Origin of the sequence: Methylobacterium oryzae (assembly GCF_036441375.1) — a bacterium.
In the GTDB taxonomy this organism is placed as follows: Bacteria; Pseudomonadota; Alphaproteobacteria; order Rhizobiales; family Beijerinckiaceae; genus Methylobacterium; species Methylobacterium oryzae_A.
On sequence record NZ_MLCA01000014.1, the window covers coordinates 721,323 to 743,820 of the forward strand.

19 protein-coding genes, 1 tRNA gene and 4 pseudogenes are annotated in these 22,498 nt (G+C 71.3%); 13 read left to right on the forward strand and 11 right to left on the reverse strand.

Translation table 11 applies throughout. The features are described 5' to 3' along the window. Positions 1–67: 67 nt before the first annotated feature. The 4 genes and pseudogenes from MOTC310_RS27080 to MOTC310_RS27095 all read right to left on the reverse strand — a co-directional run. Positions 68–781 carry a hypothetical protein gene (locus tag MOTC310_RS27080; protein WP_331303981.1) on the reverse strand — a complete coding sequence of 238 codons (714 nt, stop codon included), beginning with the start codon at positions 779–781 and terminating at the stop codon, positions 68–70. A gap of 137 nt (positions 782–918) precedes the next feature. Next, positions 919–1,551: a DUF1134 domain-containing protein gene (locus tag MOTC310_RS27085; RefSeq protein WP_331303982.1), complete on the reverse strand. Its 633-nt coding sequence runs from the start codon at positions 1,549–1,551 to the stop codon at positions 919–921. Between the two features lie 101 nt (positions 1,552–1,652). Next, a pseudogene (locus MOTC310_RS27090) lies at positions 1,653–2,090 on the reverse strand (inositol monophosphatase family protein); the annotation flags it as partial. Positions 2,091–2,162: 72 nt separating this feature from the next. Then, positions 2,163–4,958: pseudogene (locus MOTC310_RS27095) on the reverse strand (bifunctional [glutamine synthetase] adenylyltransferase/[glutamine synthetase]-adenylyl-L-tyrosine phosphorylase); the annotation flags it as partial. A 298-nt stretch (positions 4,959–5,256) separates the two neighbouring features. On the opposite strand from MOTC310_RS27095, the gene chpT reads away from it, so the two are divergent. From chpT to MOTC310_RS27145, 10 genes and pseudogenes are all read left to right on the forward strand, one after another. Then, positions 5,257–5,967, forward strand: coding sequence for a histidine phosphotransferase ChpT (chpT, locus tag MOTC310_RS27100; protein ID WP_331289420.1), 711 nt, complete (start codon positions 5,257–5,259; stop codon positions 5,965–5,967). A 104-nt stretch (positions 5,968–6,071) separates the two neighbouring features. Beyond that, positions 6,072–6,662: pseudogene (locus MOTC310_RS27105) on the forward strand (Hpt domain-containing protein); the annotation flags it as partial. Between the two features lie 97 nt (positions 6,663–6,759). Further along, positions 6,760–9,258 (forward strand): hybrid sensor histidine kinase/response regulator, encoded by a 2,499-nt coding sequence (locus MOTC310_RS27110; protein WP_419539969.1) that lies wholly within the window; start codon positions 6,760–6,762, stop codon positions 9,256–9,258. A gap of 148 nt (positions 9,259–9,406) precedes the next feature. Beyond that, positions 9,407–9,925, forward strand: coding sequence for a chemotaxis protein CheW (locus MOTC310_RS27115; protein ID WP_331289422.1), 519 nt, complete (start codon positions 9,407–9,409; stop codon positions 9,923–9,925). Positions 9,926–9,936: 11 nt separating this feature from the next. Beyond that, the gene (locus MOTC310_RS27120) at positions 9,937–10,329 is read left to right on the forward strand and encodes a response regulator (RefSeq protein WP_043352407.1); all 393 of its coding nucleotides are present in this window, start codon (positions 9,937–9,939) and stop codon (positions 10,327–10,329) included. 58 nt (positions 10,330–10,387) lie between these two features. Beyond that, a pseudogene (gene cheB / locus MOTC310_RS27125) lies at positions 10,388–11,558 on the forward strand (chemotaxis-specific protein-glutamate methyltransferase CheB). Continuing rightward, positions 11,555–12,418, forward strand: a complete 864-nt coding sequence (locus MOTC310_RS27130) for a CheR family methyltransferase (RefSeq protein WP_020094379.1) — start codon at positions 11,555–11,557, stop codon at positions 12,416–12,418. Before cheB ends, MOTC310_RS27130 begins: the two are co-directional and overlap by 4 nt. Before the next feature lie 159 nt (positions 12,419–12,577). Continuing rightward, complete coding sequence (locus MOTC310_RS27135) at positions 12,578–12,868, forward strand: hypothetical protein (protein WP_331303984.1); 291 nt, start codon at positions 12,578–12,580, stop codon at positions 12,866–12,868. A 164-nt stretch (positions 12,869–13,032) separates the two neighbouring features. Then, positions 13,033–14,049, forward strand: a complete 1,017-nt coding sequence (locus MOTC310_RS27140; protein ID WP_331303985.1) for an asparaginase — start codon at positions 13,033–13,035, stop codon at positions 14,047–14,049. 89 nt (positions 14,050–14,138) lie between these two features. Beyond that, a complete protein-coding gene (locus MOTC310_RS27145; protein ID WP_331303986.1) occupies positions 14,139–14,672 on the forward strand; it encodes an isochorismatase family protein in 534 nt (177 codons plus the stop codon). Between the two features lie 13 nt (positions 14,673–14,685). On the opposite strand, the gene MOTC310_RS27150 is transcribed toward MOTC310_RS27145, so the two are convergent. Continuing rightward, entirely contained in the window at positions 14,686–15,282 is a 597-nt protein-coding gene (locus tag MOTC310_RS27150) for a sigma-70 family RNA polymerase sigma factor (protein ID WP_331289431.1), read from the reverse strand. After that, the gene (locus MOTC310_RS27155) at positions 15,279–15,545 is read right to left on the reverse strand and encodes a NepR family anti-sigma factor (RefSeq protein ID WP_331303987.1); all 267 of its coding nucleotides are present in this window, start codon (positions 15,543–15,545) and stop codon (positions 15,279–15,281) included. The genes MOTC310_RS27150 and MOTC310_RS27155 overlap by 4 nt, the downstream gene beginning before the upstream one ends. A gap of 566 nt (positions 15,546–16,111) precedes the next feature. On the opposite strand from MOTC310_RS27155, the gene MOTC310_RS27160 reads away from it, so the two are divergent. Beyond that, positions 16,112–16,237, forward strand: coding sequence for a hypothetical protein (locus tag MOTC310_RS27160; RefSeq protein ID WP_331289433.1), 126 nt, complete (start codon positions 16,112–16,114; stop codon positions 16,235–16,237). 70 nt (positions 16,238–16,307) lie between these two features. Here the strand turns inward: MOTC310_RS27160 and MOTC310_RS27165 are convergent, their stop codons facing one another. The 4 genes from MOTC310_RS27165 to MOTC310_RS27180 all read right to left on the reverse strand — a co-directional run bounded on the left by MOTC310_RS27165 (position 16,308) and on the right by MOTC310_RS27180 (position 20,842). Then, positions 16,308–17,066: an SDR family oxidoreductase gene (locus MOTC310_RS27165; RefSeq protein WP_331289434.1), complete on the reverse strand. Its 759-nt coding sequence runs from the start codon at positions 17,064–17,066 to the stop codon at positions 16,308–16,310. A gap of 17 nt (positions 17,067–17,083) precedes the next feature. Continuing rightward, positions 17,084–18,298: an ABC transporter substrate-binding protein gene (locus tag MOTC310_RS27170; RefSeq protein WP_331303988.1), complete on the reverse strand. Its 1,215-nt coding sequence runs from the start codon at positions 18,296–18,298 to the stop codon at positions 17,084–17,086. 299 nt (positions 18,299–18,597) lie between these two features. Next, a complete protein-coding gene (locus MOTC310_RS27175; protein WP_331303989.1) occupies positions 18,598–19,098 on the reverse strand; it encodes a hypothetical protein in 501 nt (166 codons plus the stop codon). A gap of 1,672 nt (positions 19,099–20,770) precedes the next feature. Then, positions 20,771–20,842 (reverse strand) — tRNA-Thr (locus MOTC310_RS27180). A gap of 293 nt (positions 20,843–21,135) precedes the next feature. Between MOTC310_RS27180 and MOTC310_RS27185 the strand changes: the two genes are divergently transcribed. Then, positions 21,136–21,312: a hypothetical protein gene (locus MOTC310_RS27185; protein ID WP_331303990.1), complete on the forward strand. Its 177-nt coding sequence runs from the start codon at positions 21,136–21,138 to the stop codon at positions 21,310–21,312. Positions 21,313–21,394: 82 nt separating this feature from the next. Continuing rightward, complete coding sequence (locus MOTC310_RS27190) at positions 21,395–21,655, forward strand: hypothetical protein (protein WP_331303991.1); 261 nt, start codon at positions 21,395–21,397, stop codon at positions 21,653–21,655. 286 nt (positions 21,656–21,941) lie between these two features. Here MOTC310_RS27190 and MOTC310_RS27195 read toward each other — a convergent pair whose 3' ends face one another. Beyond that, entirely contained in the window at positions 21,942–22,145 is a 204-nt protein-coding gene (locus tag MOTC310_RS27195) for a hypothetical protein (protein WP_331289437.1), read from the reverse strand. Between the last annotated feature and the right edge of the window lie 353 nt (positions 22,146–22,498).

A 22,498-nucleotide genomic window follows, 5' to 3' on the forward strand; every position in this document is an offset into this window, starting at 1 on the left:
AGGCAGTCATCGCAGGTTTTCGGCTGCGATCCGGTCGCCGAGCGCCCGCCTCCAGGGGCTGATCCGCTCAGACCCGCTCAGGCTGCGGCATCGCCGACGCGGCGCGGGGCATCCGGCTCGGGGCCGTGAGCGCGTCGGCGACCTCGACGATTCGCCGACGCAGGTCGGCGTTCTCCCGCTCGATGCCGGCCTGCCGGTCCGGCTGCTGACTTCCGGACCGGTCGTTCTGCCGGTCGGCCAGGGTCAGCGCCAGGGCGTCCTCGGCCGCCTTCAGGCTCGCGCGCAGATCGTCGCGCTCGGCCGCCAGCGCGGCGGCGTCCGTCGCCGGGGCCGTGCCCTGCCGGAGCGCCAGGAGGCTGTCGAGCAGGTCGGCATGGGCGTCCTCCAGGGCCTGGAGCGTGGCGAGGCTCGCGCTCCCGTCCTCGCGGGCGAGCGCCAGTTCGGTCTCGAGTTCCCGGGTCTTGGCCTGGACCTGGGCGATCTCGGCCTCGCGCGCCGCGACGTCGCGCGCCAGGGCGGCGACCCGCATCGTCCCGGCCCCGATCGCCGCCATGTCGGCCTGACGCCGCGCCTCGACGGTCTCGACCCGGCGCTCCAGGCGGCGCTGCTGCACGGCGAACTGCGCGCGCAGGAAGTCGCGCTCCGCGGCGATCTCGGCCGGCGACAGGGGCAGGCGCGCCTCGGCCCGGCGCCGCTCCAGCCGCGCGGCGCGCGCGTTGAGGGCCGGCAGCAGCAGCAGGCCGCACAGGCTCGCTGCCAGGAAGCCCAGCGCGAAGATCATCACCGTTTCGATCACGAGGGTGCAGCCCGCGCATCCGGCCGGAAAACCCGACCCGTCTTCACTCTAGCCCAGGTTGGCCGCGAGGGTGAAATCCCGCGGCGCCGGTCAATCAGAACGCGTTCCGACCGCGTGCCGGATCAGAACGGGTTCCAGGTGGGCTCACGGGTGAACTTCAGATAGCCGACATTGATCCCGAGCCGCGCGCCGACGCCGCTGCGGATCGGCACCACGATGACCCGGTCGTTGACCACGGCGGTCATCCCGAAGCCGCCCACGAGGTAGGCCGAGCCGTCGACGCCGGCGAAGCGGCGGTACAGGTCGCGCACGTTGGGCAGGTTGTAGACCAGCATCATGGTGCGGGCGCCGTCGCCGCCGACATCGAAGCCGAGGGACGGGCCCTGCCAGTAGATGCGGCGCTTGCCGGCGTTCCGGGTGTAGAGCGTGCCCTCGCCGTAGCGGACGCCCGCCACCACGGCGCCGCCGCCCTCCTGGCCGAGGATGTAGCCGTTGGGCTCGCCCCAGCGCCGGCCCGCCTCCTCGACGGTGAGCGCGAGGCCGCGCGACACCGTGCCGAAGAACCGGTGGCCGGATTCCACGATCTCGCCGGGCCGGAAGGTCTCGGGCGTGTCGAGATCCTCGCCGGCCGCGCGGGCCGCGCCCGCGGCGCCGAGGCCGATCAGGGCGGCGCTCAGGGGAGCGCCGAGCGCCAGGCCGAGGCCCGCGCGCAGGAGGGAGCGGCGGTCGGTGCCGCGATCGTCTGGTGCCGTCATCGTTGCCTCCTCGCCCGGTTCGATTAACGGTTCGTGCGATGGACCTGTGCCGCTCTCGTCCCGCACGGCGATATGCGTCGCATCCGGCCGCGACGGATTCACACGGGGCCTTCCAGGGTCGCGGGGCCGGCCCACCAGACCCGGCCGAGGCCGGGGGCCGCCAGCGCGGCCGCCACCGGGCGGGCGCCGGAAACCAGCGCGATGTTGACCGAGTAGTCCGGCGTCCCGGCGAGGAAGTCGCGGGTGCCGTCCAGGGGGTCGACGAGGAAGAAGAGGTCGGCCGGGCGCGCGCTGTCGCCCTGGGCGCGCTCCTCGGCCACGACCGCGATCCCGGGGAAGCGCCCGGCGAGGGCGTCGACGATCAGGTCCTCGGCCTCGACGTCGGCGGCGCTGGAGGGTGAGCCGTCCGGCTTCAGAGCGTGGGGGCAGGGCCCCCGGTGGTAGCGGCGCAGGATCTCCCCCGCCGCGCAGGCGATCTCGGCGAGCGCCGCGGCGATCCGCTCACGCTCCGGTCCCGAGATCGTCGCCGCGCCCGTCATGGTGCCTCCCAAGACCGCCCTGAATGCCCGAGCGGGGCGTGAATGTCGACGGCCACGGGCCGGAGCGCCGCCTCATCCGCGCTCCGGCGGCTCCCGCGCGGCGGCCGGCATCCGCCCCGGCATCCGCACCGTCCGCCGGATCCGCGCCAGCAGGGCCCGGCTCCGGCGGCGGTGGCGGCGCAGCTCCGCCGCGAGGCCGCGCGCGTCCGGGAGGCCCACCGCCTTGGCGATCTGCCGGGACGCGGTCTCGGACGGCTCGGCGGCGGGATCGGCCATCACGAGCCGCTGCCACTGGTAGACGGCGTCGAGGAACCCGTAGGTCTCGGCGAGGGCCTCGCCCGCCGCCGCGGGCAGGAGGCCGCGCGCCGCCGCCTGCCGGAACAGCGCCTCCGCGCCGAGGCCGATGCAGCCCGGCCAGTCGTGGGCCTGGCTCAGCACGATCGCCTGGGCCAGGAAGTCGAGGTCGAACAGCGCGCCGGGGGCGAGCTTCAGGTCGTAGGGGCCGGCATGGCCCCGCTCCCGCGCGACCAGGGCCCGCATCGCGCCCGCCTCGGCGCAGACGGCGGCGGTCTCGCGCGGCTGCCGGAGGATCCCGGCGATCGCGGCCGTGACGTCGGCCGCCAGGGTGGCGTCGCCGGCCACGACCCGGGCGCGGGCGAGCGCCATGTGCTCCCAGAGCTCCGCCTCGCCGCCGTGATAGGCCGTGAAGCCGCTGAGCTGCACGGCGGGCGGGCTGTGGCTGCCGTAGGGCCGCAGCCGCAGGTCGACCGCGTAGAGCCGGCCGCGCCGCGTGGCCGTGGTGAGCGCCGCGAACACGCGCTGCGCCAGCCGGTTGTAGGCCACCACGGCGTCGAGGGGACGCCGTCCGTCGCTGGTGCGGTTCTCCGGGTCGAAATCGTACAGGAACACGAGGTCGAGGTCGGATTCGGCGCTGAGCTGGCGGGATCCGAGGCGGCCGAGCGCCAGGATGCAGCAGCGCCCCGCCGGCACCGCGCCGTGGTCCAGGGCGAAGCGGCGCTCCTCCGCCTCCAGGCTCAGCGCCACCGTGGCCTCGGCGATCGCCGCGTAGGCCTCCCCGGCCTGGCGCGGGGTGAGGATGCCCGACAGCAGGCGGGCGCCGGTGACGAAGGCCATCTGCCGCGTGGCGTCGCGGCAGCGGTCGAGGCTCTCCTCGTGGCTCGCCGGCCGGCCCAGGAGCGCCCGGTACTGGGCGCGGACCTCTCCGGGATCCGTGGTCGGCGTCACGAAGTCGGCGTCGAGCACGGTGTCGAGGACGTGCGGGCTCAGGCCGACCGTGTCGGCAAGGCGCGGCGCCGTCCCCAGGATGTCGGCGAACAGCAGGCGCAGGCGCTCGTGCGAGCGCAGGATGGCGAGGAGCTCGGCCACCGCGGGCATCCGCGCGAAGGCCCGGTCGAGGGCGAGGAGCGCCGCGTCCGGATCGGCGGTCCCGCCGAGCGCCCGCAGCAGCGCCGGCAGCATCTCGGCGAGGATCTCCCGGGCCCGGCCGGTCCGCAGGGCCGGGCGGCGCCCGAGATGCCAGCCCTGCACGGTCTCCCAGGCCAGGGGCGGGTCCCGGAACCCGAAGGCGCCGAGCCGCGCCAGGGTCTCGGGCTCCGGCTCGCTCGCGCCGAGGACCAGGGCGGCCCCGTCCGCGCCGGCCTCCGGCTCCGCCTCGAACAGCAGGGCGTAGTGCGCCTGGACCCGGCCGGCGTGGTGGAGCAGGGCCGCCTCGAAGGCCGGCAGGTCGGGGAAGCCCGCGAACAGGGCGAGCGCGGTCAGCGCCTCGGTCCCGGTGGGTAGGCGCTGGGTCTGCTCGTCCCGGACCATCTGGATCCGGTGCTCGAGGGTGCGCAGGAAGTCGTAGGCCGCGGTGAGCTCGTCCCGCGCCCGCCCGTCGATCCAGCCCTCCGCGACGAGCTCGCCGAGCATCGCGACGGTCCGGCGGCCCCGCAGGGCGGGCTTGCGTCCGCCGAAGACGAGCTGCTGGGTCTGGACGAAGAACTCGATCTCCCGGATGCCGCCGCGGCCGATCTTGATGTCGTGGCCGCCGACCGCGATGGTCTCGTGGCCGCGGACCATGTGGATCTGCCGCTTCAGGGCGTGGATCTCGGCGATGGCCGGGAAGTCGAAGTGCCGGCGCCAGATGAACGGCGCCAGCTCCGCCAGGAAGGCCTCGCCCGCCGGGATGTCGCCGGCGATCGGCCGGGCCTTGATGAAGGCCGCGCGCTCCCAGTTCTGGCCGAGCGTCTGGTAGTAGTCGAAGGCGAAGCCGGTGGAGAGCGCCACCGCGGTCGAGCCCGGGTCCGGCCGCAGGCGGTAGTCGATGCGGTGGACGTAGCCGTCGGCGGTCCGGTCGGCCAGGAGCTTCACCAGCCCCTGCGCCAGCTTGACGAGGAAGGGCTTCGGATCGCCGCCGGTCGCCGCGGCGGCGGGCTCGGCCTCGTAGAAGACGACGAGGTCGATGTCGCTGGAGTAGTTCAGCTCGCAGCCGCCGAGCTTGCCCAGGCCCAGCACGATCAGGCCGGACCCGTCCTGCGGCGCCTCCGGGTTCCGGGGCCGGTACCGCCCGGCCGCCATCCCCTGCCGGAGGAGCGCCTCGACCGCCGCGCTCACCGAGGCGTCCGCGAAGGCCGACAGGGCGCGGGTCACCGCGTCGAGGTTCCAGCAGCCGCCGAGATCGGCCAGGGCGACCAGGAGGGCGTGCGCCTCCCGGTTGGCGCGCAGCCGCCGGCCGACCTCGGCGAGGTCGGGATTCGCCCCGCAGGCGGCGCCGACCGCGCGCTGCCGCGCGATGATGTCCCGGCTCGCCGCGTCCGGCGGCTGCTCCAGCAGGGCGACGAGCCGCTCGGGCGACCGGGTGGCCGCCCGCNGACAGGGCCGCGGCGGCGCGCGCGGGGCCGCGCGGCCCCGGAATCGGCGCCCGGCCCGGCCTTCCGTCCGATCCGGTAACGCTTTTCAAAGCCGGCCGTGGCGTCTATCCGTGCGGACCGGTCGTCGCCCCCGGTCCGGCCCGCGGGCCGCGCGGGATCCCTTCGGGCGACTCGATCGCCGCAGGGGCGGCCGAGGACTGGGCGGCCGAGAACCGGGCGGCCGGGAACCGGCAGCCCCGACCGGGGCCCCGGCCCGCAGACGTCCGCATTTCCGATCCGCCCGCCCGGAGCGCACCATGTCCTCCCCGACCTCGCCCACCCTGAATCTCGACGGCCTCGACCTCGCCGCCCTGCTCTGCTCCCGCGTCTGCCACGACGTGATCAGCCCCGTCGGCGCGATCGTGAACGGGCTCGAGGTCCTGGAGGACGACCAGGACGAATCGATGCGGACCTTCGCCCTGGAGCTGATCGGGAAGAGCGCCCGTCAGGCCTCGGCGCGGCTGAAATTCGCCCGCATCGCCTTCGGGGCCGCCGGCTCGGCCGGCGCCTCGATCGACCTCGCCGACGCCGAGAGCGTGGCTAAGGGCATGTTCTCCGACGAGAAGACCAAGCTGACCTGGAGCGCCCCGCAGGCGCTGTTCCCGAAGAACAAGGTCAAGCTCCTGCTCAATCTCGTGATGGTCGCGACCTCGGCGATTCCCCGGGGCGGCCTGATCGACGTCGTCGTCTCCGGCGACGGCGAGGCGCCCACGCTGGTGCTGAAGGCCAAGGGCTCGCACGCCCGCATCCCGCCCCACGTCGAGGAGCTGATGGCCGGCAGCCCCGAGAGCGGCACCGTCGACGCCCACGGCATCCTGCCGTTCTACGCGGGCCTCGTGGCCCGGGCCGCCGCCATGGATGTCCGCTTCGCCATCGAGGGCGATGAAGTGACTATCACCGCCACGCCCGCAGTGATCGACGCGTCCGAAGACTCCGATGGAGAAGCTTCGGACACGGCGCTGGCGTGAAACTCTGAAAAAGGTGCCGCGCGGGGCCGGGATGGAAACGCTTCCCTAACCCCGCGCGAGTAAGTAGGTTGCGCGAGACCTTCTCCGCGTAACGAGTAGCGCCTATGGACGACCTGCTTCGCGAGTTTCTGACCGAGAGCGGGGAGCATCTCGACACGGTCGATGCAGAATTGGTTCGATTCGAGCAGGATCCGAACAACGAGACTATTCTGCGGAACATTTTCCGACTCGTGCACACGATCAAGGGAACCTGCGGGTTCCTCGGTCTCCCGCGGCTGGAAGCTCTGGCGCACGCCGCCGAGACCTTGATGGGTCGCTTCCGCGACGGGCTGCCCGCCACGTCGGATTCCGTCACCCTGATCCTGCTGACGCTGGACCGGCTGAAGGCGATCCTGGCCGATCTGGAGGCCACCGGCACGGAGCCCTCGGGCTCGGACGACGATCTCATCTCCGCCCTGGAGCGCATGGCCGAGGGCTCGCCCGAGCCGGAGGCCGCCGCCCCGCCGCCGCCGCCCGAGCCGGTCCTGCCCGACCCGGTGGTCCGCGAGCTGAAGCCCGGCGAGGTCTCCCTGGACGACCTGGAGGCCGCCTTCCTGGCCGCCCCCGGTCCGGACGAATCGGATTTCCTCCCGCCACCGCCGGCCGCCCCGGCCCCGATGCCTGCGCCTGCGGCCGCCGTCGCCCCCGCTCCGGCCCCCCTCCACGGCGGCGATCGCCCCGGTCGCGGCCGCGCAGGCCGTCGCCGAGGTGACCGAGCCGGCCGCCGAGGCCCCGGCCCGCGACTGGTCGGACCTGCCGGACTGGTCCGAGGTCCAGCCCTGGTTCGACGGCGCCGACTGGTCGTCCGTGGACGCCTGGTCCGCGCTGGAGGCGCAGCCCGCCGAGGCCGCACAGATCCCGGCGGCCGTCGCGGCGCCGGCGGCGTCCGACGAGCGGTTCGTCTCGATGCCCCTCGATATCTCGCACCTGCGCTCGCTGCCGCCGCGGCCGGTCTACGTGCTCGACCGGCTCGTCCGGTTCGACCAGCCGCCGCGCCCGGCCGACGGCCAGGATAACGGGCAGGATAAGGGGGCGGAGATCGACCAGCGGACCGACGAGGCCGCCGCGATCCGGAGCGCTTTCCTGCCACCGGTCGCGCCAGCGGCCGCGTCCGGCCTGTCGCTGGTCTTCGGCCCCGGCAGCGCCGAGAAGGCCGAGCCGGCGCGCGCCGAGAAGGCCGAGGCCGTCGAGGGCGAGACGACCGCCGCCGCCAAGAACCAGACGATCCGGGTGAACGTCGACACGCTCGAGCACCTGATGACCATGGTCTCGGAGCTGGTGCTGACCCGCAACCAGCTCCTCGAGATCGCCCGCCGGCACGAGGATTCGAGCTACAAGGTCCCGCTGCAGCGGCTGTCGCACGTCACGGCCGAGCTGCAGGAAGGCGTCATGAAGACGCGCATGCAGCCGATCGGCAACGCGTGGCAGAAGCTGCCGCGCGTGGTGCGCGACCTCTCGGCCGAACTCGGCAAGCAGATCGACCTCGTGATGGTCGGCAACGAGACCGAGCTCGACCGGCAGGTCCTCGAGGTCATCAAGGACCCGCTGACCCACATGGTCCGCAACTCGGCCGACCACGGCCTCGAATCGACCGCCGAGCGCGTGGCGGCGGGCAAGCCCGCCCGCGGCACGATCCGGCTCGCCGCCTACCACGAGGGCGGCACGATCACGATCGAGATCGCCGACGACGGCAAGGGCCTGAACCTCGCGGCCATCCGCAAGAAGGCGGCGGAGCGCGGGCTGGCCTCCCAGGCCGATATCGAGCGGATGACCGACGCCCAGGTCGCCAAGTTCATCTTCCACGCCGGCTTCTCGACGGCGGCGGCGGTGACCTCGGTCTCGGGCCGCGGCGTCGGCATGGACGTGGTCAAGACCAACATCGAGACCATCGGCGGCCTGATCGACATCGCCACGACGGCGGGCCGCGGCACCACCTTCACCATCAAGATCCCGCTGACGCTCGCCATCGTGGCCGCCCTGATCGTGCGGGCCGGCGAGCACCGCTTCGCCCTGCCGCAGGTGGCGGTTCTGGAGCTGGTCCGGGTCGATGCCGGGGCGCAGCGGGTCGAGCACATCAACGGCGCGCCGGTGCTGCGCCTGCGCGAGCGGCTCCTGCCGATCGTCTCGCTCACCGGCCTGCTCGGCCAGTCGAGCCCGGGCGCGGAGACGGATCAGGCCGGCTTCGTGGTGGTCGCCCAGGTCGGGCGCGAGCGCTTCGGCATCCTCGTCGACGAGGTCTTCCACACGGAGGAGATCGTCGTGAAGCCGATGTCGGTGAAGCTGCGGCACATCCCGATGTTTGCCGGCAACACGATCCTCGGCGACGGCGCCGTGGTGCTGATCGTCGATCCCAACGGCGTGGCCCGCCAGGTGGCGCAGGGCGTCCAGGGCAGCGGCGGCCACATCGACGCCGACGCCGACGAGGCGGTCGAGATGGCCGACACCAAGACCACGCTCCTGGTGTTCAAGGGCGGCCAGGGCAGCTTCAAGGCGGTGCCGCTGTCGCTGGTCACCCGCCTCGAGGAGATCGAGTGCGCCAAGGTCGAGTGGCTCGGCGGCCGCGCGCTGATCCAGTACCGCGGGCGCCTGATGCCCCTGGTCCCGGCGGACGCGGCGATCACCATCAAGTCGGAGGGGACGCAGGCCCTGGTGGTGTTCTCCGACGGCGAGCGCGCCATGGGCCTCGTGGTCGACGAGATCGTCGACATCGTCGAGGAGCGCCTCGACATCGAGATCGCGGCCGACCGCTCGGACCTGATCGGCTCGGCGGTGCTGCGGGGCCGGGCGACCGACATCATCAACATCGCCCACTTCCTGCCGCTGGCCTACGACGACTGGGCGCGCGGCCTGAAGCGGCCCGAGCAGATCTCCACGATCCTGCTGGTCGACGATTCGGCCTTCTTCCGCGACATGCTGAGCCCGGTGCTCAAGGCGGCCGGCTACCAGGTGGTCACGGCGGCGAGCGCGGAGACGGCGCTGTCGACCCTCCAGTCCGACCCGCAGATCGAGGTGGTGGTCACCGACCTGGAGATGCCGGGCCGCAGCGGCTTCGACCTCGTCGCCGCCATGCGGCGGGCCGAGCCGCGCCTCGCCGGGCTCCCGGTGATCGGCCTCACCGGCGCGATCGGCGCCGACGCGGTGGAGAAGGCGCGGGCGCTGGCGATCAGCGACCTCGTGGCGAAGTTCGACCGCAGCGGCCTGATCTCGGCGCTGGCCGAGATCGGCGCCGCCACGGTGTCGAAAGCCGCCTGAGCCTCCGCGCCGCCCGCCCCAGGGCGATCGACCCAGGCCGATCGCTCCAAGCCGATCGCTCCAAGCCGATCGCCCCAAGCTGATCGCCCCAAGCTGATCGCCCGAAGCCGATCGTGACGATCGCGACGAACGAATCCGGAGAGTTCCGATGCAGGCTGCCAACGCCAACACCAGCGGTGCCACCACCAACGGCGTCGAGACCGGCGCCACCGACGACTTCGTCACGGTCTTCGTCGGCGAGACGCTGTTCGGCCTGGCGATCGAGCGGGTCCACGACGTCTTCGTCCCGTCGGGCGTGACGCCGGTTCCCCTGGCGCCGGCCGAGATCGTCGGCCTCCTGAACCTGCGCGGCCGGGTCGTGACGGCCATGAGCCTGCGCCGGCGCCTGGGCCTGCCCGACGCGGAGGCCGAGGCGGACGGCACCAAGGCCAGCCCGAAGATGGCGATCGGCCTGGAGCAGGCCGGCGAGACCTTCGCGCTGGTGGTCGACGGCGTCGGCGAGGTGCTCAAGCTCGGCGCCGACAGCCGCGAGGCGGTGCCGATCAACCTGGATCCGCGCTTCCGCGACCTCGCCACCTGCGTCCACCGCCTCGACGGGCGGCTCCTGGTGATCCTCGACGTGGACGCGCTCCTCGGCTTCACGCCCGCCGGCGCCAAGGCGGCTTGAGGGAGAGGTCGATGAAGGCGCCCCACGAGACCACCTGCCTGGTGGTGGACGATTCCGCGGTGATCCGGAAGGTCGCCCGGCGGATCATCGAGGATCTCGGCATGAATGTCAGCGAGGCCGAGGACGGCAGCGCCGCCCTCGAAGCCTGCGCGGCCAGCATGCCCGACGCGATCCTGCTCGACTGGAACATGCCGAACATGGACGGCTACGCCTTCCTCCAGGCCCTGCGCCAGAGCGAGGGCGGGGGCGTGCCGAAGGTCCTGTTCTGCACCACCGAGAACGATGTCGGGGCGATCGCCCGCGCCCTCCGGGCGGGGGCGGACGAGTACATCATGAAGCCCTTCGACCGCGACATCCTGACGGCCAAGCTCGAACAGGTCGGACTCGTCGCCGACGCGGCCTGATCGCCTGCTCCCTGACCCGCGGCCCGAGCCCCGCGACCCTGCACCCGAGGCAATCATCATGGCCCTGAGTCCCGCGGTTGCCCCGCTGCGTATGCCGCCAACCCAGAGCACGACCTCATCGGCCACGGCGATCCGTGTGCTCGTGGCCGACGACTCGGCCGTGGTGCGCGGCCTCGTCGCCCGCTGGATCGGCGAGGCCGGGTTCGAGCTCGTCGGCACGGCCTCGAACGGCCGGATCGCCCTGGAGCTGATGGCCAAGCACGACCCGGACGTGGTCCTGCTCGACATCGAGATGCCGGAACTCGACGGCACGACCGCGCTGCCGCGCATGCTCGCCATGAGCCCGAGCGTGCAGGTCGTGATGATGTCGACGCTGACGACGCGCAACGCCGACATCTCGCTGAAATGCCTCGCCCTCGGGGCGGTGGACTACATCGCCAAGCCGGAGAGCAGCCGCGGCGTCACCACCTCGGACACGTTCCGGGTCGAGCTGATCGAGCGCGTCCGCGTGTTCGGATCCGCCCGCGCGCGGAACCGGCGCCCGGCCGCCGCGCCCGCCCCGGGGCACCACGNCGGCGCCGGCCGCCGCGGCGCGCCCGGCCACCCCCTTCACGCTGCGGCCCAAGGTCCGCAACCGCACCCAGCCCCGGGCCCTGCTGATCGGCTCCTCGACCGGCGGACCGCGCGCGGTGGGCGAGATGCTGGAGGGGATCGGCGCGGCCGCCCTGCGCCGCCTGCCGGTCCTGATCGTCCAGCACATGCCGCCGATCTTCACGGCGGTCTTCGCCGAGCACCTGGCCACCCGCACCGGGCTGCCGGCGGCCGAGGGCAAGGCCGAGGAGCGGGTCGAGCCGGGCCGGATCTACGTGGCCCCGGGCGGCCGCCACATGGGGCTGGCCGCCGGGGCCGGCGGTCCGATCATCAAGCTCACCGACGGCCCGCCGGTGAATTTCTGCCGCCCCGCGGTCGACGTCCTGTTCAAGGACGCGGCGGTCGTGTTCGGCGCCGCCACCGCGACCGTGATCCTCACCGGCATGGGCTCGGACGGGACCAACGGCGCCCGGGCGCTCACCGAGGCCGGCGGCCCGGTCCTCGCCCAGGACGAGGCCACCAGCACGGTCTGGGGCATGCCGGGCAGCGTCGCGCGGGCCGGGCTGGCCGAGGCCGTGCTGCCGCTGCCCGAACTCGCGACGGCGCTGCGCGCCCTGATCACGGGGCAGCCGGCATGACCGAGCTCGAGTTCGAATTCCTGCGCACCTTCCTGAAGCAGCGCTCCGGCCTCGCGCTGACGCCGGAGAAGCGCTACCTCGTGGAGAGTCGGCTGACCCCGGTCTGTCGCCGCTTCGGACTCGCCAGCCTCGGCGACCTGATCGGCGCCCTCAAGCTCGCCCAGAACAGCACGATCGAGCGGGCCGTGGTCGAGGCCATGACCACGAACGAGACCTTCTTCTTCCGCGACCGGATCCCCTTCGACCTGTTCCGCGACACGCTCCTGCCGGACGTGCTGGCGCGCAATGCCGGCCGCCGCCGGCTGCGGATCTGGTGCGCGGCGGCCTCGACCGGGCAGGAGCCGTACTCGCTGGCGATGCTCCTCCAGGAGGCGGCGCCGCGGCTCGCCGGCTGGCAGGTGGAGATCGTCGCCACCGACCTGTCCACCGAGGTGATCGAGAAGGCCAAGCTCGGGCTGTACAGCCATTTCGAGGTCCAGCGCGGCCTGCCGGTGCAGTGGCTGATCAAGTACTTCACCCAGGTCGGCGAGCAGTGGCAGATCGCTCAGAGCCTGCGCAGCATGGTCGATTACCGCCAGCTCAACCTGCTGCACAGTTTCGCCTCGCTCGGCCAGTTCGACGTGATCTACTGCCGCAACGTGCTGATCTACTTCGACGCGCCGACCAAGTCGGACGTCCTGGCCCGGCTCGCGGCGCAGCTCGCCCCGGAGGGCGCGCTCCTGCTGGGCGCCGCCGAGACGGTGATCGGCCTGACCGACCGGCTCTCGCCGAACCCCAAGCACCGCGGCCTCTACGGCCACGCGGAGGCCGCGGCACGCCCGGCCGAGGCGCCGCCGCTGCGCATGGCCGCGAGCCTCTGAGCGGCGCGATCGGGGTTCCCGATCGCGCCCGCGGCACCGGCTCCGGGCAGATCCGGCTTCCATGACCGCGACGGGGATCCGAGCGCGCGGAAACGCGGCTCCAAGAACCGCGTGGGTAATTCGCACACGGACCCGCCGCCGGGCGAATCCGGCTCCTCCGTGACCCGAGCCCCGTCCACGAGTTCCGTCTCGTCCACCGCGCCATCGCCGCTCCCCGCGCCGCGATGGTCGCCGGCCGGGCCGCCGCCCGGTCCGCCGCCGGGCGACGCCGCCTCCGGCAGAACAGAGAGCGGGACCTCCTCCACCTCCGCGACGCGGACGGCGGACGACCCGCTGTCCACCTTCATCCAGCAGCTCCAGAGCGGCCAGTCGGGCAGCGCGGGCCACGGGGCGAGCGGCACCGCCAACAGCGGCGCCGTCTCGGCCCTGCTGCTCGACTTCCGCGGCTGAGGCCGCGGCCCGTCCCGGCGCGAGGCCGGGGCGCNGTCCCGGCGCGAGGCCGGGGCGCGCTCGGCGGGCCTCCCGCCCGGCGCATCGCCCGCCTGCGCGCCACCGGGGTCGACCCCGGCCGCGGGACGCGGCATCACAGGGCATCGGCTGGCGGGAGAGACGGCATGGCGGCAGGATCGGGGACTGGATTGCCCAAGGTCGCGTTCATCGGCACCGGCGGGACGATCGCGTCCCTCGGGCGCGACACCCTCGACATCCTCGACTACACCGCCACCGACCGGCGCCTCGAGGCCGGCGCCATCCTGGACGCGGTCCCGGAACTCGCGACCGTCGCCGCTCTGGTGCCGGTGCCGTTCCGGGCGGTGCCGAGCCCGGCGATCGGCTTCGCCGAGTGGCGCGACCTCGTCGGCCTGTGCGAGCGCCTCGCGACCGAGCACCCGGATCTCGCCGGCATCGTCATCGGGCACGGCACCGCCACCCTGGAGGAGACCGCCTACGCCCTCAGCCTGACCCTGACGGTGGATCTGCCGGTGGTGCTGGTCGGCTCGCAGCGGCCGATGAGCGCCCTCTCCACCGACGCCAAGCTCAACCTCGTGGCGGCCGTGCGCACGGCGGCGGCGCCGGCCTCCCGCGGGCGCGGCGTGCTGGTGGTGCTCAACGACGAGATCCAGGCGGCCCGCGAGGTGACCAAGACCTCGGTGGCCCGGCTCCAGACCTTCCGGACCCCGGATTTCGGCGTGCTCGGCCAGGTCGACGGCGAGTCCGTCCGCTACTACCGCCGCTCCGAGCGGGCGCACGCGCCGGGCACGCCCTTCGACATCCGCACCCTGTCGGCGCTGCCGCGGGTCGACGTCGCCTACGGCTACGCCGATGCCGACGGCACCGCGGTCCGCGCCTTCCAGGCCGCAGGCGCCCGCGGCCTCGTCGCGGCCGGGCTCGCCCCGGGCATGACCCCGCCCGCCGAGGCCGAGGCCCTGGAGGCGGCGGCCGCCGCCGGGATCGTGGTGGTGATGTCGACCCGGGCCGGCAGCGGCGTGGTCCCGCTCACCACCCGCCTGCGCAGCCGCGGCATCCTCAGCGCCGACAACCTCACCCCGCAGAAGGCCCGGATCCTGCTCGCCCTGGCGCTGACCGTCACCGCGGAGCCGGAGGCGGTGGCGCGGCTGTTCGCGACCTACTAGGCACCGCGCCCGCCGGACAGTCCCCGACCGTCCGGCGCTCGCGATCGCGTCCGTCCCTGACGGAACCCGTCCGCAGGTTGCAGAGACCGATGCCGCTGATCGACCCCGCCCGCTCGCTCCTCCTCGTCGTCGACGTTCAGGTCCGGCTGATGCCGGCGATCGCCGAGGCGGCCGGGGTCGTCGCCAATGCGGGCCGCCTCACCGCCGCCGCGCGACTGCTCGACGTGCCGGTCCTGGTCACCGAGCAGAATGCCGGCGGGCTCGGGCCGACCATGCCGGCCTTGGCGCCCGAGCCCGGGACGGCCTTCCCGAAGATGAGCTTCGGCGCGACCCGCACGCCCGGCTTCCTCGCGCGCCTGCCCGCGGATCGCGACCCCGTGGTCACCGGCTGCGAGGCGCATATCTGCGTGCTTCAGACGGTTCTCGGGCTGATCGAGGCCGGCCGCCGCGTCCGCGTGGTGGCCGACGCCGTGGGCGCGCGGCGGATCGAGAACCGGGAGGCCGCGCTCGCCCGGATGGCGGCCCACGGCGCCGAGATCGTCACCACCGAGATGGTGGTGTTCGAGTGGCTCGGCACGGCGCGGCACCGGCGGTTCCGCGACGTCCTCAAGCTCATCACCTAGCGCCTTCGCGGCCTCAGGGACCGTCGAGGGCCGCGCGGGTCTGCGGGTCGGGGCCGATATCGTCGGTCCCGTTCATGCCCAGCACCTCGATCAGGCGCGTCCGGGCGCGGCTGACCCGGCTCTTGATCGTGCCCACGGCGACGCCGCAGATCGCCGCGGCCTCCTCGTAGGTGAAGCTCTGGGCGCCGACGAGGACCAGCGCCTCGCGCTGGGCCGGCGGCAGGCGGTTCAGCGCGCTCTGGAACTGCGCCATCTCCATCCGGATCTCCTGCTCGGGGAGGGCGGTCAGGCGCCCGGCATGGACGCCGTCGGCGTCCTCCACCTCGCGCTTGCGCTTGCGCTGCTCCGAGTAGAACAGGTTCCGCAGGATCGTGAACAGCCACGCGGTCAGGTTGGTGCCGCGGCGGAAGCTGGCGGCGTTGACCCAGGCGCGCACGAGCGTGTCCTGCACGAGGTCGTCCGAGCGGTCGAGATCGTAGGTCAGCGAGAACGCGAAGGCCCGCAGCGCCGGGATTGCCCCCAGCAGGAGGTCGCGCATCTCGGCGTCGGCGCCGAGGGGCGCCGGACCGGACCCGTTCCCCGCGGGAGCGGCTTGCAGCATCAGGGTCATTGCGAGGCCTCCGTGTCGGAGCGGGCGGCGAGATCGTCGAGCAGCGTCCGGAGCCGGTCCGGGACCGGCAGGGCCAGGACGCCGGCATAGTGCAGGCGCAGGCCGCGCCCGATCCGGTCCCGCGCCGCGTCGCCGATCGGGCGGACGGGTCCGCCGGCCCGTCGTGCCGGGCGGGATGCCGGATCCCGCGGCGCGGCCGCGGCGACCGTTCCGGCCGCGTCCGCCGCGCCCGGGATCCCTGGATCGTCCTCGGTCCCTGACATGGTCGCGCCCCCTGTCGTGCGCGATGCGGCCCCCGAGGGGCCCGGCGATCCGCCGGACCGCTGTCCCCACCGGTTCGGCGAAGACGCGTCTCATCGCCTTCCGGCGGCGCTGGTAGGCGGGGCGGATTTAATCGGCTCTGAACTCGGCATTCATCAAATTTTAATCTTGAAATGGCCCAGCTTGTGGCGAATTTATTCGATATAAAACGAGATACAATCCAGAAATACTTGTCTCTAGCTTGACTGTGGTGACTTTCGGTCGCCCCGCCTGAACGGCGGATGAGCGGGCGCGCGCCGCGCGAGGGGCCGACGCGACCGCTCGGACGGGCGGCCTCCCGCTCCCCGCCCGCCCTCGACCCGGGCCGCACGTGTCAGCAGGCGCATTGGCGGCCCGGACGATCGCGCGGCCACGCTCGGATTTCCAACCTGCCTTGCAGGATGAGCGCGGATTGCGGTCTGCTTGCCGAAGGACACATGCTGGTTCCCAGCCTCTACAGGATGTCAGTACCGCGAAGGCGCCCAGCGGCGTCCTTCAGCAGACGAGAGCCCGGGCCGCGAGCGCGGTTGTGCTCGCGAGAGCGTGGCTCGCGGTGGCTCATCCCGATGTTCGGATCGTGGACCCGCTCGGCCAGGCGCTCCACACCGCGGGCTGCCGGATGGCGATCCTGAAGGGCGGAAAAGCCTATCGCTGACGGGGTCCCGGCCGGGCTCCCGGCGCGGCGTCGCGACGGCCCGACGCGGATCGCGCCGGGGCGACGCCGCTCAGAGCTTCACGCCTTCGAGATAGCCGCGGTTCCAGGTGGGGCTGATGAGGATCTCGTTGACGCAGACGGTGGCCGGCAGGCGGGCGACGAACAGGATCGTCTCGGCGAGATCCTCCGCCTGCAGCATGCGCCCCTTGTCGTCCGCCGTCACGGGGACCGGCCGCTTGTCGAGCAGCGGCGTCGCGACCTCGCCGGGGCAGATGCAGCAGGACCGGATGCCGTGCCCGCATTCCTCCTGGTTCAGGCTCTCCGAGAGCGCCACCAGCCCGTGCTTGGCCGCCGAATAGGCCGGCCCGGTCAGCTTGGAGACGTAGCGGCCGGCCCAGGAGGAGACGTGGATGATCAGGCCGCTCCCCTGGGCGCGCATCGCCGGCAGCACCGCCCGCGACGCGTAGAACGGGCCGTTGAGATTGGCGCCGACCACCGCGTCGATGCCCGCCGGCGTGATCGCGTCCCAGCCCCGCTGCGGCACGTTGAGGCCCGCCGAATTCACCAGCAGGTCGCAGCGCCCGTAGGCGGCCTCCACCGCCGCCCAGGCGCGCTGCACGGCAGCGGACACGCTCATGTCGGCGGGGGCGACCAGGGCGTCCCCGCCCGCCGCGCGGACGAGGTCGGCGGTGTGCTCCAGGGCCTCCCGCCCCCGTCCGGTGAGCGCGAGCCGCAGCCCGGCCTTCGCCAGCGCCAGGGCGGCCGCCTGTCCGATGCCGGACCCGGCCCCCGTCACCCAGGCGACCTGCCCCTCGAGCGCGCGCATCATGCCGGTCGACTCCGTCCCTACGGCCTGGCGACGAGCGGGCAGCCGCCCTCGGCCAGGGGGCGGAAGGCCTGCGCGGCGGGGATCGTGTCGAGGAGCTTGTAGAGGTCCCACGGGCCCTTCGACTCGGACGGCGCCTTCACCTCGAACAGGTACATCGGGTGGACCTTGCGCCCGTCCGCCCGGACCTCGCCCTTGCCGAACAGCGGGTCGTTGGTCGGGTTGGCCTTCATCCAGGCCATGGTCTTCTGCGGGTCCGTCGACTTCGTGGCCGCCACCGCCTTCAGGTAGTGCAGGAGCCCGGCATAGACGCCCGCATGGTTCATCGTCGGCATGCTGTTGCCGTTGCGCGGGTAGAAGCGTTCCGAGAAGGCCCGCGTCCCCGGGTTGAGATCCCAGTAGAACGACTCGGTCAGCACCAGCCCCTGCGCGGTCTGCAGGCCGATCGCGTGGACGTCGACGGCATAGATGAGCAGCGCGGCGAGCTTCTGGCCGCCGTCGGTCAGCCCGAATTCGTGCGCCTGCTTGACCGCGTTGACCGTGTCGCCGCCGGCATTGGCCAGGCCGACCACCTTCGCGCCCGAGGCCTGCGCCTGCAGCAGGAACGACGAGAAGTCCGTGGCGGGGAACGGGACGCGGGCCGCGCCCAGGACGCGGCCGCCGCCCGTGTCGATCACGGCCTTCGCCTCGCTCTGCAGCGAGAGGCCAAACGCGTAGTCGGCGGTGAGGAAGTACCACGTGTCGCCGCCGCGCCTGAGCATGGCGCCGGCCGTGCCGTGCGCCAGGGCGTAGGTGTCGTAGGTCCACTGGATCGTGTTCGGCGAGCATTGCTTGCCGGTCAGCTCCGTGGTGCCGGCCCCCGAGTCGATGAAGACCTTGTTCTTCTCGCGGGTGACCTGGCTCACCGCCAGCGCCACCGAGGAGGTCGGGACGTCGAGGATCGCGTCCACGCCGTCGCGGTCGTACCACTGGCGGGCGACGGCGGCGCCGACATCGGGCTTGTTCTGGTGGTCGGCCGAGACGATCTCGACCTGCACGTCCGGGTCGGTCCTGGCGAAATCCTCGACCGCCATCTGGGCGGCGACGACGGAGCCCTTGCCGCCGGTATCGGCGTAGACGCCCGACATGTCGTTGAGGATGCCGACCCTGACGCGGATCGGCTCGGCGGCGGCCGGTCCGGCGAGGAGGGCGAAGCTGACCGCGGCCGAGAGGATGCAGCTCCGGATCAACGCCATGGCAGACCGTCCTCCGCGGTAAATTCTTTATTTCCGCCAGGAGGGCACGCTGGCATCCCAGCGTCAAGCGCCGGTCCGCGACGGGATCCGGTCTCGGCGAGACAGGGTGGGGCCGGATGTGTCGCGCCGGTGCGGCGACGGCCTCGGGACCGGAGGCGCCCGCGCGGCCGCCCGTCGCGAAATCTGGTGCCGGCGGAGGGCGCCTGAGGGCTCTGGCGGGTATCCTAAGTCGTTGATCTGCCGCGAGTCAGATTTCGGCCCAAGGGCATGTGTTTCACCCGATGTGACACCTGGGTCAGCTAGCCGTTGCCCCCTGCGCCCTCACCGGAACGCCGCGTGTTCAAGCTGCCACCCTCGTAGAGTATGACCGGGTGCGGCCCTGCGAAACTGACGCCGAGGTCAAACTTCGCCGATCCACTCTTGCGTGTCCCACGGTTGGGGTTGGCAACGGTGAAATCGATGATGGAGCGAGCTGCACACTTCCGAGCGGCGGCATTGCAGATTACCCGCAGGGTGCCGGGGCGGTGGACATAGTGCCGGACAGGCCACTGCGAGATGGCGCGTCGCTTCTCGGCCTGGAGGTCGGCCTGGGTGTACGGCTTCCCATAAAACAGGACAGTCCGCCCATACATGTAGGGTACGCCCGCCACCGGGCTCACGTTACCTGAGGACCAGATTTGCAGATATCTATCAGCAATAAACGCTGTGCGATCCTTCATCTCTTGAGTAGAAATGGCGTAGGAAGGTGAGGCAGACACAATGGCGGCCGCGCCAAATAGCAGTGCCTTAAATTTTGCCATGCTGATCCCCGTCCGTTACACGCTCAGGAGGCTCACCGTTCCACAAGCCACCGCATAACGCCGCCGGGCTGAGTGGACGTGGCCTCCTTCCTGTACTGTTTTGGCTGATAGCCTACATCGCGCTCATAACGGTCAGGGAGTTCGCCAAGGCGGCGTCCATAGGGACGGTCTGGCGGATACTCGGTACTCCGGCTTGGAACATAGACACGGCGAACCTGCCGCTCGACTGCGGGGCTGCTGTCGTCTTCGGGGTCCTCGTTCGAGGCTATGCGCGCGGTTTCAGGCTTGTGGGCAAGCTTTGCCGTAAGTCTGTGAGCCTGTGTCTTGCGGGCCGCTAGGTCGTCCGAGGGTTTCGATGTTGCGGTTCGCTCAATCGGCTTTTCGGCTGGGATTGGGCGACTTGGCGCCTCTGGCTTCGCCATGAGATCTGACGACGAGGGCCGAGGCGGTGGAGAGACCTGGGCCACGATTGAACGCTGAGCCTGACGTGCTCCATCCTGCTCACCCTCCTGTGACGCGGCGTTCTTCGCTCGATCCGCCTTCTCATCCAGATGGAATACAAGCGGGGGCAGAGACGAGCGCGTGGAGGGTGTCTGCGAGCTTTGCTTGACGGGATCGACCCACCCGTTTGAACCGGACGAAGGCTGAGAGCCGGTCGCAGGAGGAGCCTCAGGGGAGCGTGACGTGCTCTCAAGGGCAGCCATCTTTCCAGGCTTGGGCGCTACATCTGATTCCGGTGGAGTGGTTGGGCGGCCAATGAAGGCCACTGTCATAGCAACTCCACCCGCGAAGGCGGCTATCAGGCCAAGGGCTGGCTTTACAGGCGCGCTCATGGGCACTCTGTCCATTAGGTGGTCTGGCTCGGGCGTATCGGCACAAACCCCGCGGGAGTCAGAGTGGTTCCGATAGCCTGCGACCCGCCGCCGCCTCCCGGGCGCCTGCTACCATTCTAGGCGGTGTCAGGCTCACAGGGCGCCCCGGTCTCGCTCGGAGGCTCAGGGCGGCCCCTCGATTTCGCCCGGCCCCGGCGTTCCACAAGGGGTGTCGGCGCTTGGTGGTGCCCCCGGTTCGGCCGCGAGGCTCATCCGGTCCCTCAGATTTGAGGAGCATGTAGCTTCAACGGGTTAGCCCAGGGCGTGGGCCTCAGCGGCCTTGCAGCATCGTCCCGACTCTATAGGCGAGAGCATAACCCTTCGGTGTAAGCTGGTACTGGATCTGCCTCCGGCTCTCGGGATGCGGATGATGCTCCACCAGGTTCAGCGGGGCCGCTCGGGACCGGGGATTGTCTCCAATCTCCATGAGCGGCCTTGAGGCGCTTGGCTGGATCGTGCCCAGCGTGACTGCATAGTCAGAGGATCCGAGGCCGGGTCTCAGTGCCACCGCTAGGTATGTGTCACTGTGGGCAGCCGGCAGGTTCGGCTCCAGGCTCCTGAAGGCTCCCACGACATCTCTGCGGCGTCCAAGAGTCCGCAGGGTGGGGTTGAGCGTGCTTGGGAATCTGCCGGATGTACCAAAGGACCCCATCGCCCTTGAAGTCGTGAACGTAGCGGGTCGTCACCACCAGCTAAATCGAGGAACTTCCGAGCCACGGGTACACCCAAAGTTACACCCGGGGACACCCTCTGGAGGCCTTAAGCTCCTACGATCACGACACAAAATCAAGTTGTGGCGGTGCCGGCGGAGGGGATCGAACCCCCGACCTTCGGTTTACAAAACCGCTGCACTACCGCTGTGCTACACCGGCAGGCGCTCTGAAACCATTGAGAAAATTGGCGGTTTCGTCGCGTCAGGGCCGCTTTTGACTACGTTTGGGGGCGCTTCGTCAAGGCGCAAGACTCGGCACATTCCGTTCACTGCTCGTTCGCGTTACCCTTCGAGCGAGCCTAACAGGCCGGCTCTCGAGGAAATCGGGGGTCGGCACAAGAGTCGGCACAGTTCACGGCACAGGATCGAATGGCCTAAGAGTCCGCGGCCGTCTCCCGGCTGCGCAAGGCCACAGAGGTCGCCGATCAGGAGATCGAAGCAGCGGTCGACGCGGTGCTCGCGGATTTTGCGACCGAGGCCTATCTGCTCGCGAAAGGCCGGACCCTCGACCTGGTCGAGACGCCCGACACGAACACGCGTGCGGTCGAGGCGCTGACGACCGACAAGCCGGCCTGGAAGCGCAACATGGTTCAGACCGCGATCCTGCTATCCAACTCGATCGGTCGATAAAGCCCGACGATGGAGGTCGGCACTGTTGGCCATTCACGGGCGCCTATAGCTCTGCCGACGAGGCTGCGGTAACATCGCTCGCATGCCTAATCACCGAGCCACGCCGGAGCAGCAGTTCCACGCTTGGCTCGACGAGCATGCGCCTGCCATCGAACCTCCGCGAAGCCCCGAACGAACTTGGCGACTCCTTGGATCACGAACGATCCTCCTCGCCCTCGCCCTCGCCCTCGCCCTCGCCCTCGCCCTCGCCCTCGCCCTCGCCCTCGCCCTCGCCCTCGGGCTCTGGGCGACGATCCTCTATTCCTGGGGCTGGGCCTTCAGGCAGATCCTACCCGGTCGATGACCAACCGGGGATCACGCAATTGCCCCAGCTTTACTGATGCCGGAGCTCCCGCCGTCTAGCGGCTGAGATCGTCCGTCTGCGTGGCCATCGCTTCCACAATCCGCAGCGCTTGAAGGCGCCGCTGAGCAGTAGGCAGATTGACGTATGCTTTGAATAGGCGTGGCAATAGGGTCGCACGCCACAGCCACTCTGAATGCATGTGGCTGCGCTGTTCATATCGGCGGCTAGCCCGCGCGAAGTCCATGACATCAAGTCCGGTAGCCGAAGAAGCGGCTGAGCGTAGCGCTTACTCGTCGTCCCACTTCATGCCATCCAGCCTTATGGACGCGACCTCCATTCCAGTCCCGTCCACGTCGATCACGAGCGCGATCTCGGCGTCACGCTGGGCGATCTCTGCCTCTGCAAGCCGCTTGGCCGAAGCTCGATCTTCGAGGCCCTCGGCCTCGCCGATGACAGCGCCGTCTCTGCGAAATTCGACACGGTAGGTCATGGCTTCGTATGCCATGCGCTGCCGACGGGCTCAAAGCGTTCAATCAGGTCGCGTCAGGAGGCGACGTCGGGTGGGAGGTCAGTCGAGGCCGGGCTGTCGGACATAGCCGGCGGGGTAGCGCGCAGGTATTTCCAGTGAGCCAACCTGGCGCACCGCTGCTCGGGGATGAGTATAAAGGAGGCGCTCACCGATGTCGCTGGCGAGCGCCTCACGTATCGAACAGGTGGTGCCTAGTCGCTAATTCGTTTTTACCCACCGCCGAAGGCGATTCTTCTGAAGGTCGAGCCACGCCTCGATATCTTCAAGGCTGGCTTGGCTGAACTCCTCGGGAAAGCTCAAGACCACCACGCCTT

Excerpts from the sequence above, each read along its gene's own strand:
- MOTC310_RS27130 (WP_020094379.1), top strand. The coding sequence starts at position 11,555 with ATGACCGAGCTCGAGTTCGAATTCCTGCGCACCTTCCTGAAGCAGCGC.
- MOTC310_RS27140 (WP_331303985.1), top strand. The coding sequence starts at position 13,033 with ATGGCGGCAGGATCGGGGACTGGATTGCCCAAGGTCGCGTTCATCGGC.
- MOTC310_RS27120 (WP_043352407.1), top strand. The coding sequence starts at position 9,937 with ATGAAGGCGCCCCACGAGACCACCTGCCTGGTGGTGGACGATTCCGCG.
- MOTC310_RS27115 (WP_331289422.1), top strand. The coding sequence starts at position 9,407 with ATGCAGGCTGCCAACGCCAACACCAGCGGTGCCACCACCAACGGCGTC.
- MOTC310_RS27170 (WP_331303988.1), bottom strand. The coding sequence starts at position 18,298 with ATGGCGTTGATCCGGAGCTGCATCCTCTCGGCCGCGGTCAGCTTCGCC.
- MOTC310_RS27150 (WP_331289431.1), bottom strand. The coding sequence starts at position 15,282 with ATGACCCTGATGCTGCAAGCCGCTCCCGCGGGGAACGGGTCCGGTCCG.
- MOTC310_RS27190 (WP_331303991.1), top strand. The coding sequence starts at position 21,395 with ATGCCTAATCACCGAGCCACGCCGGAGCAGCAGTTCCACGCTTGGCTC.
- MOTC310_RS27155 (WP_331303987.1), bottom strand. The coding sequence starts at position 15,545 with ATGTCAGGGACCGAGGACGATCCAGGGATCCCGGGCGCGGCGGACGCG.
- chpT (WP_331289420.1), top strand. The coding sequence starts at position 5,257 with ATGTCCTCCCCGACCTCGCCCACCCTGAATCTCGACGGCCTCGACCTC.
- MOTC310_RS27175 (WP_331303989.1), bottom strand. The coding sequence starts at position 19,098 with ATGGCAAAATTTAAGGCACTGCTATTTGGCGCGGCCGCCATTGTGTCT.
- MOTC310_RS27080 (WP_331303981.1), bottom strand. The coding sequence starts at position 781 with ATGATCTTCGCGCTGGGCTTCCTGGCAGCGAGCCTGTGCGGCCTGCTG.
- MOTC310_RS27195 (WP_331289437.1), bottom strand. The coding sequence starts at position 22,145 with ATGACCTACCGTGTCGAATTTCGCAGAGACGGCGCTGTCATCGGCGAG.
- MOTC310_RS27145 (WP_331303986.1), top strand. The coding sequence starts at position 14,139 with ATGCCGCTGATCGACCCCGCCCGCTCGCTCCTCCTCGTCGTCGACGTT.
- MOTC310_RS27085 (WP_331303982.1), bottom strand. The coding sequence starts at position 1,551 with ATGACGGCACCAGACGATCGCGGCACCGACCGCCGCTCCCTCCTGCGC.
- MOTC310_RS27165 (WP_331289434.1), bottom strand. The coding sequence starts at position 17,066 with ATGATGCGCGCGCTCGAGGGGCAGGTCGCCTGGGTGACGGGGGCCGGG.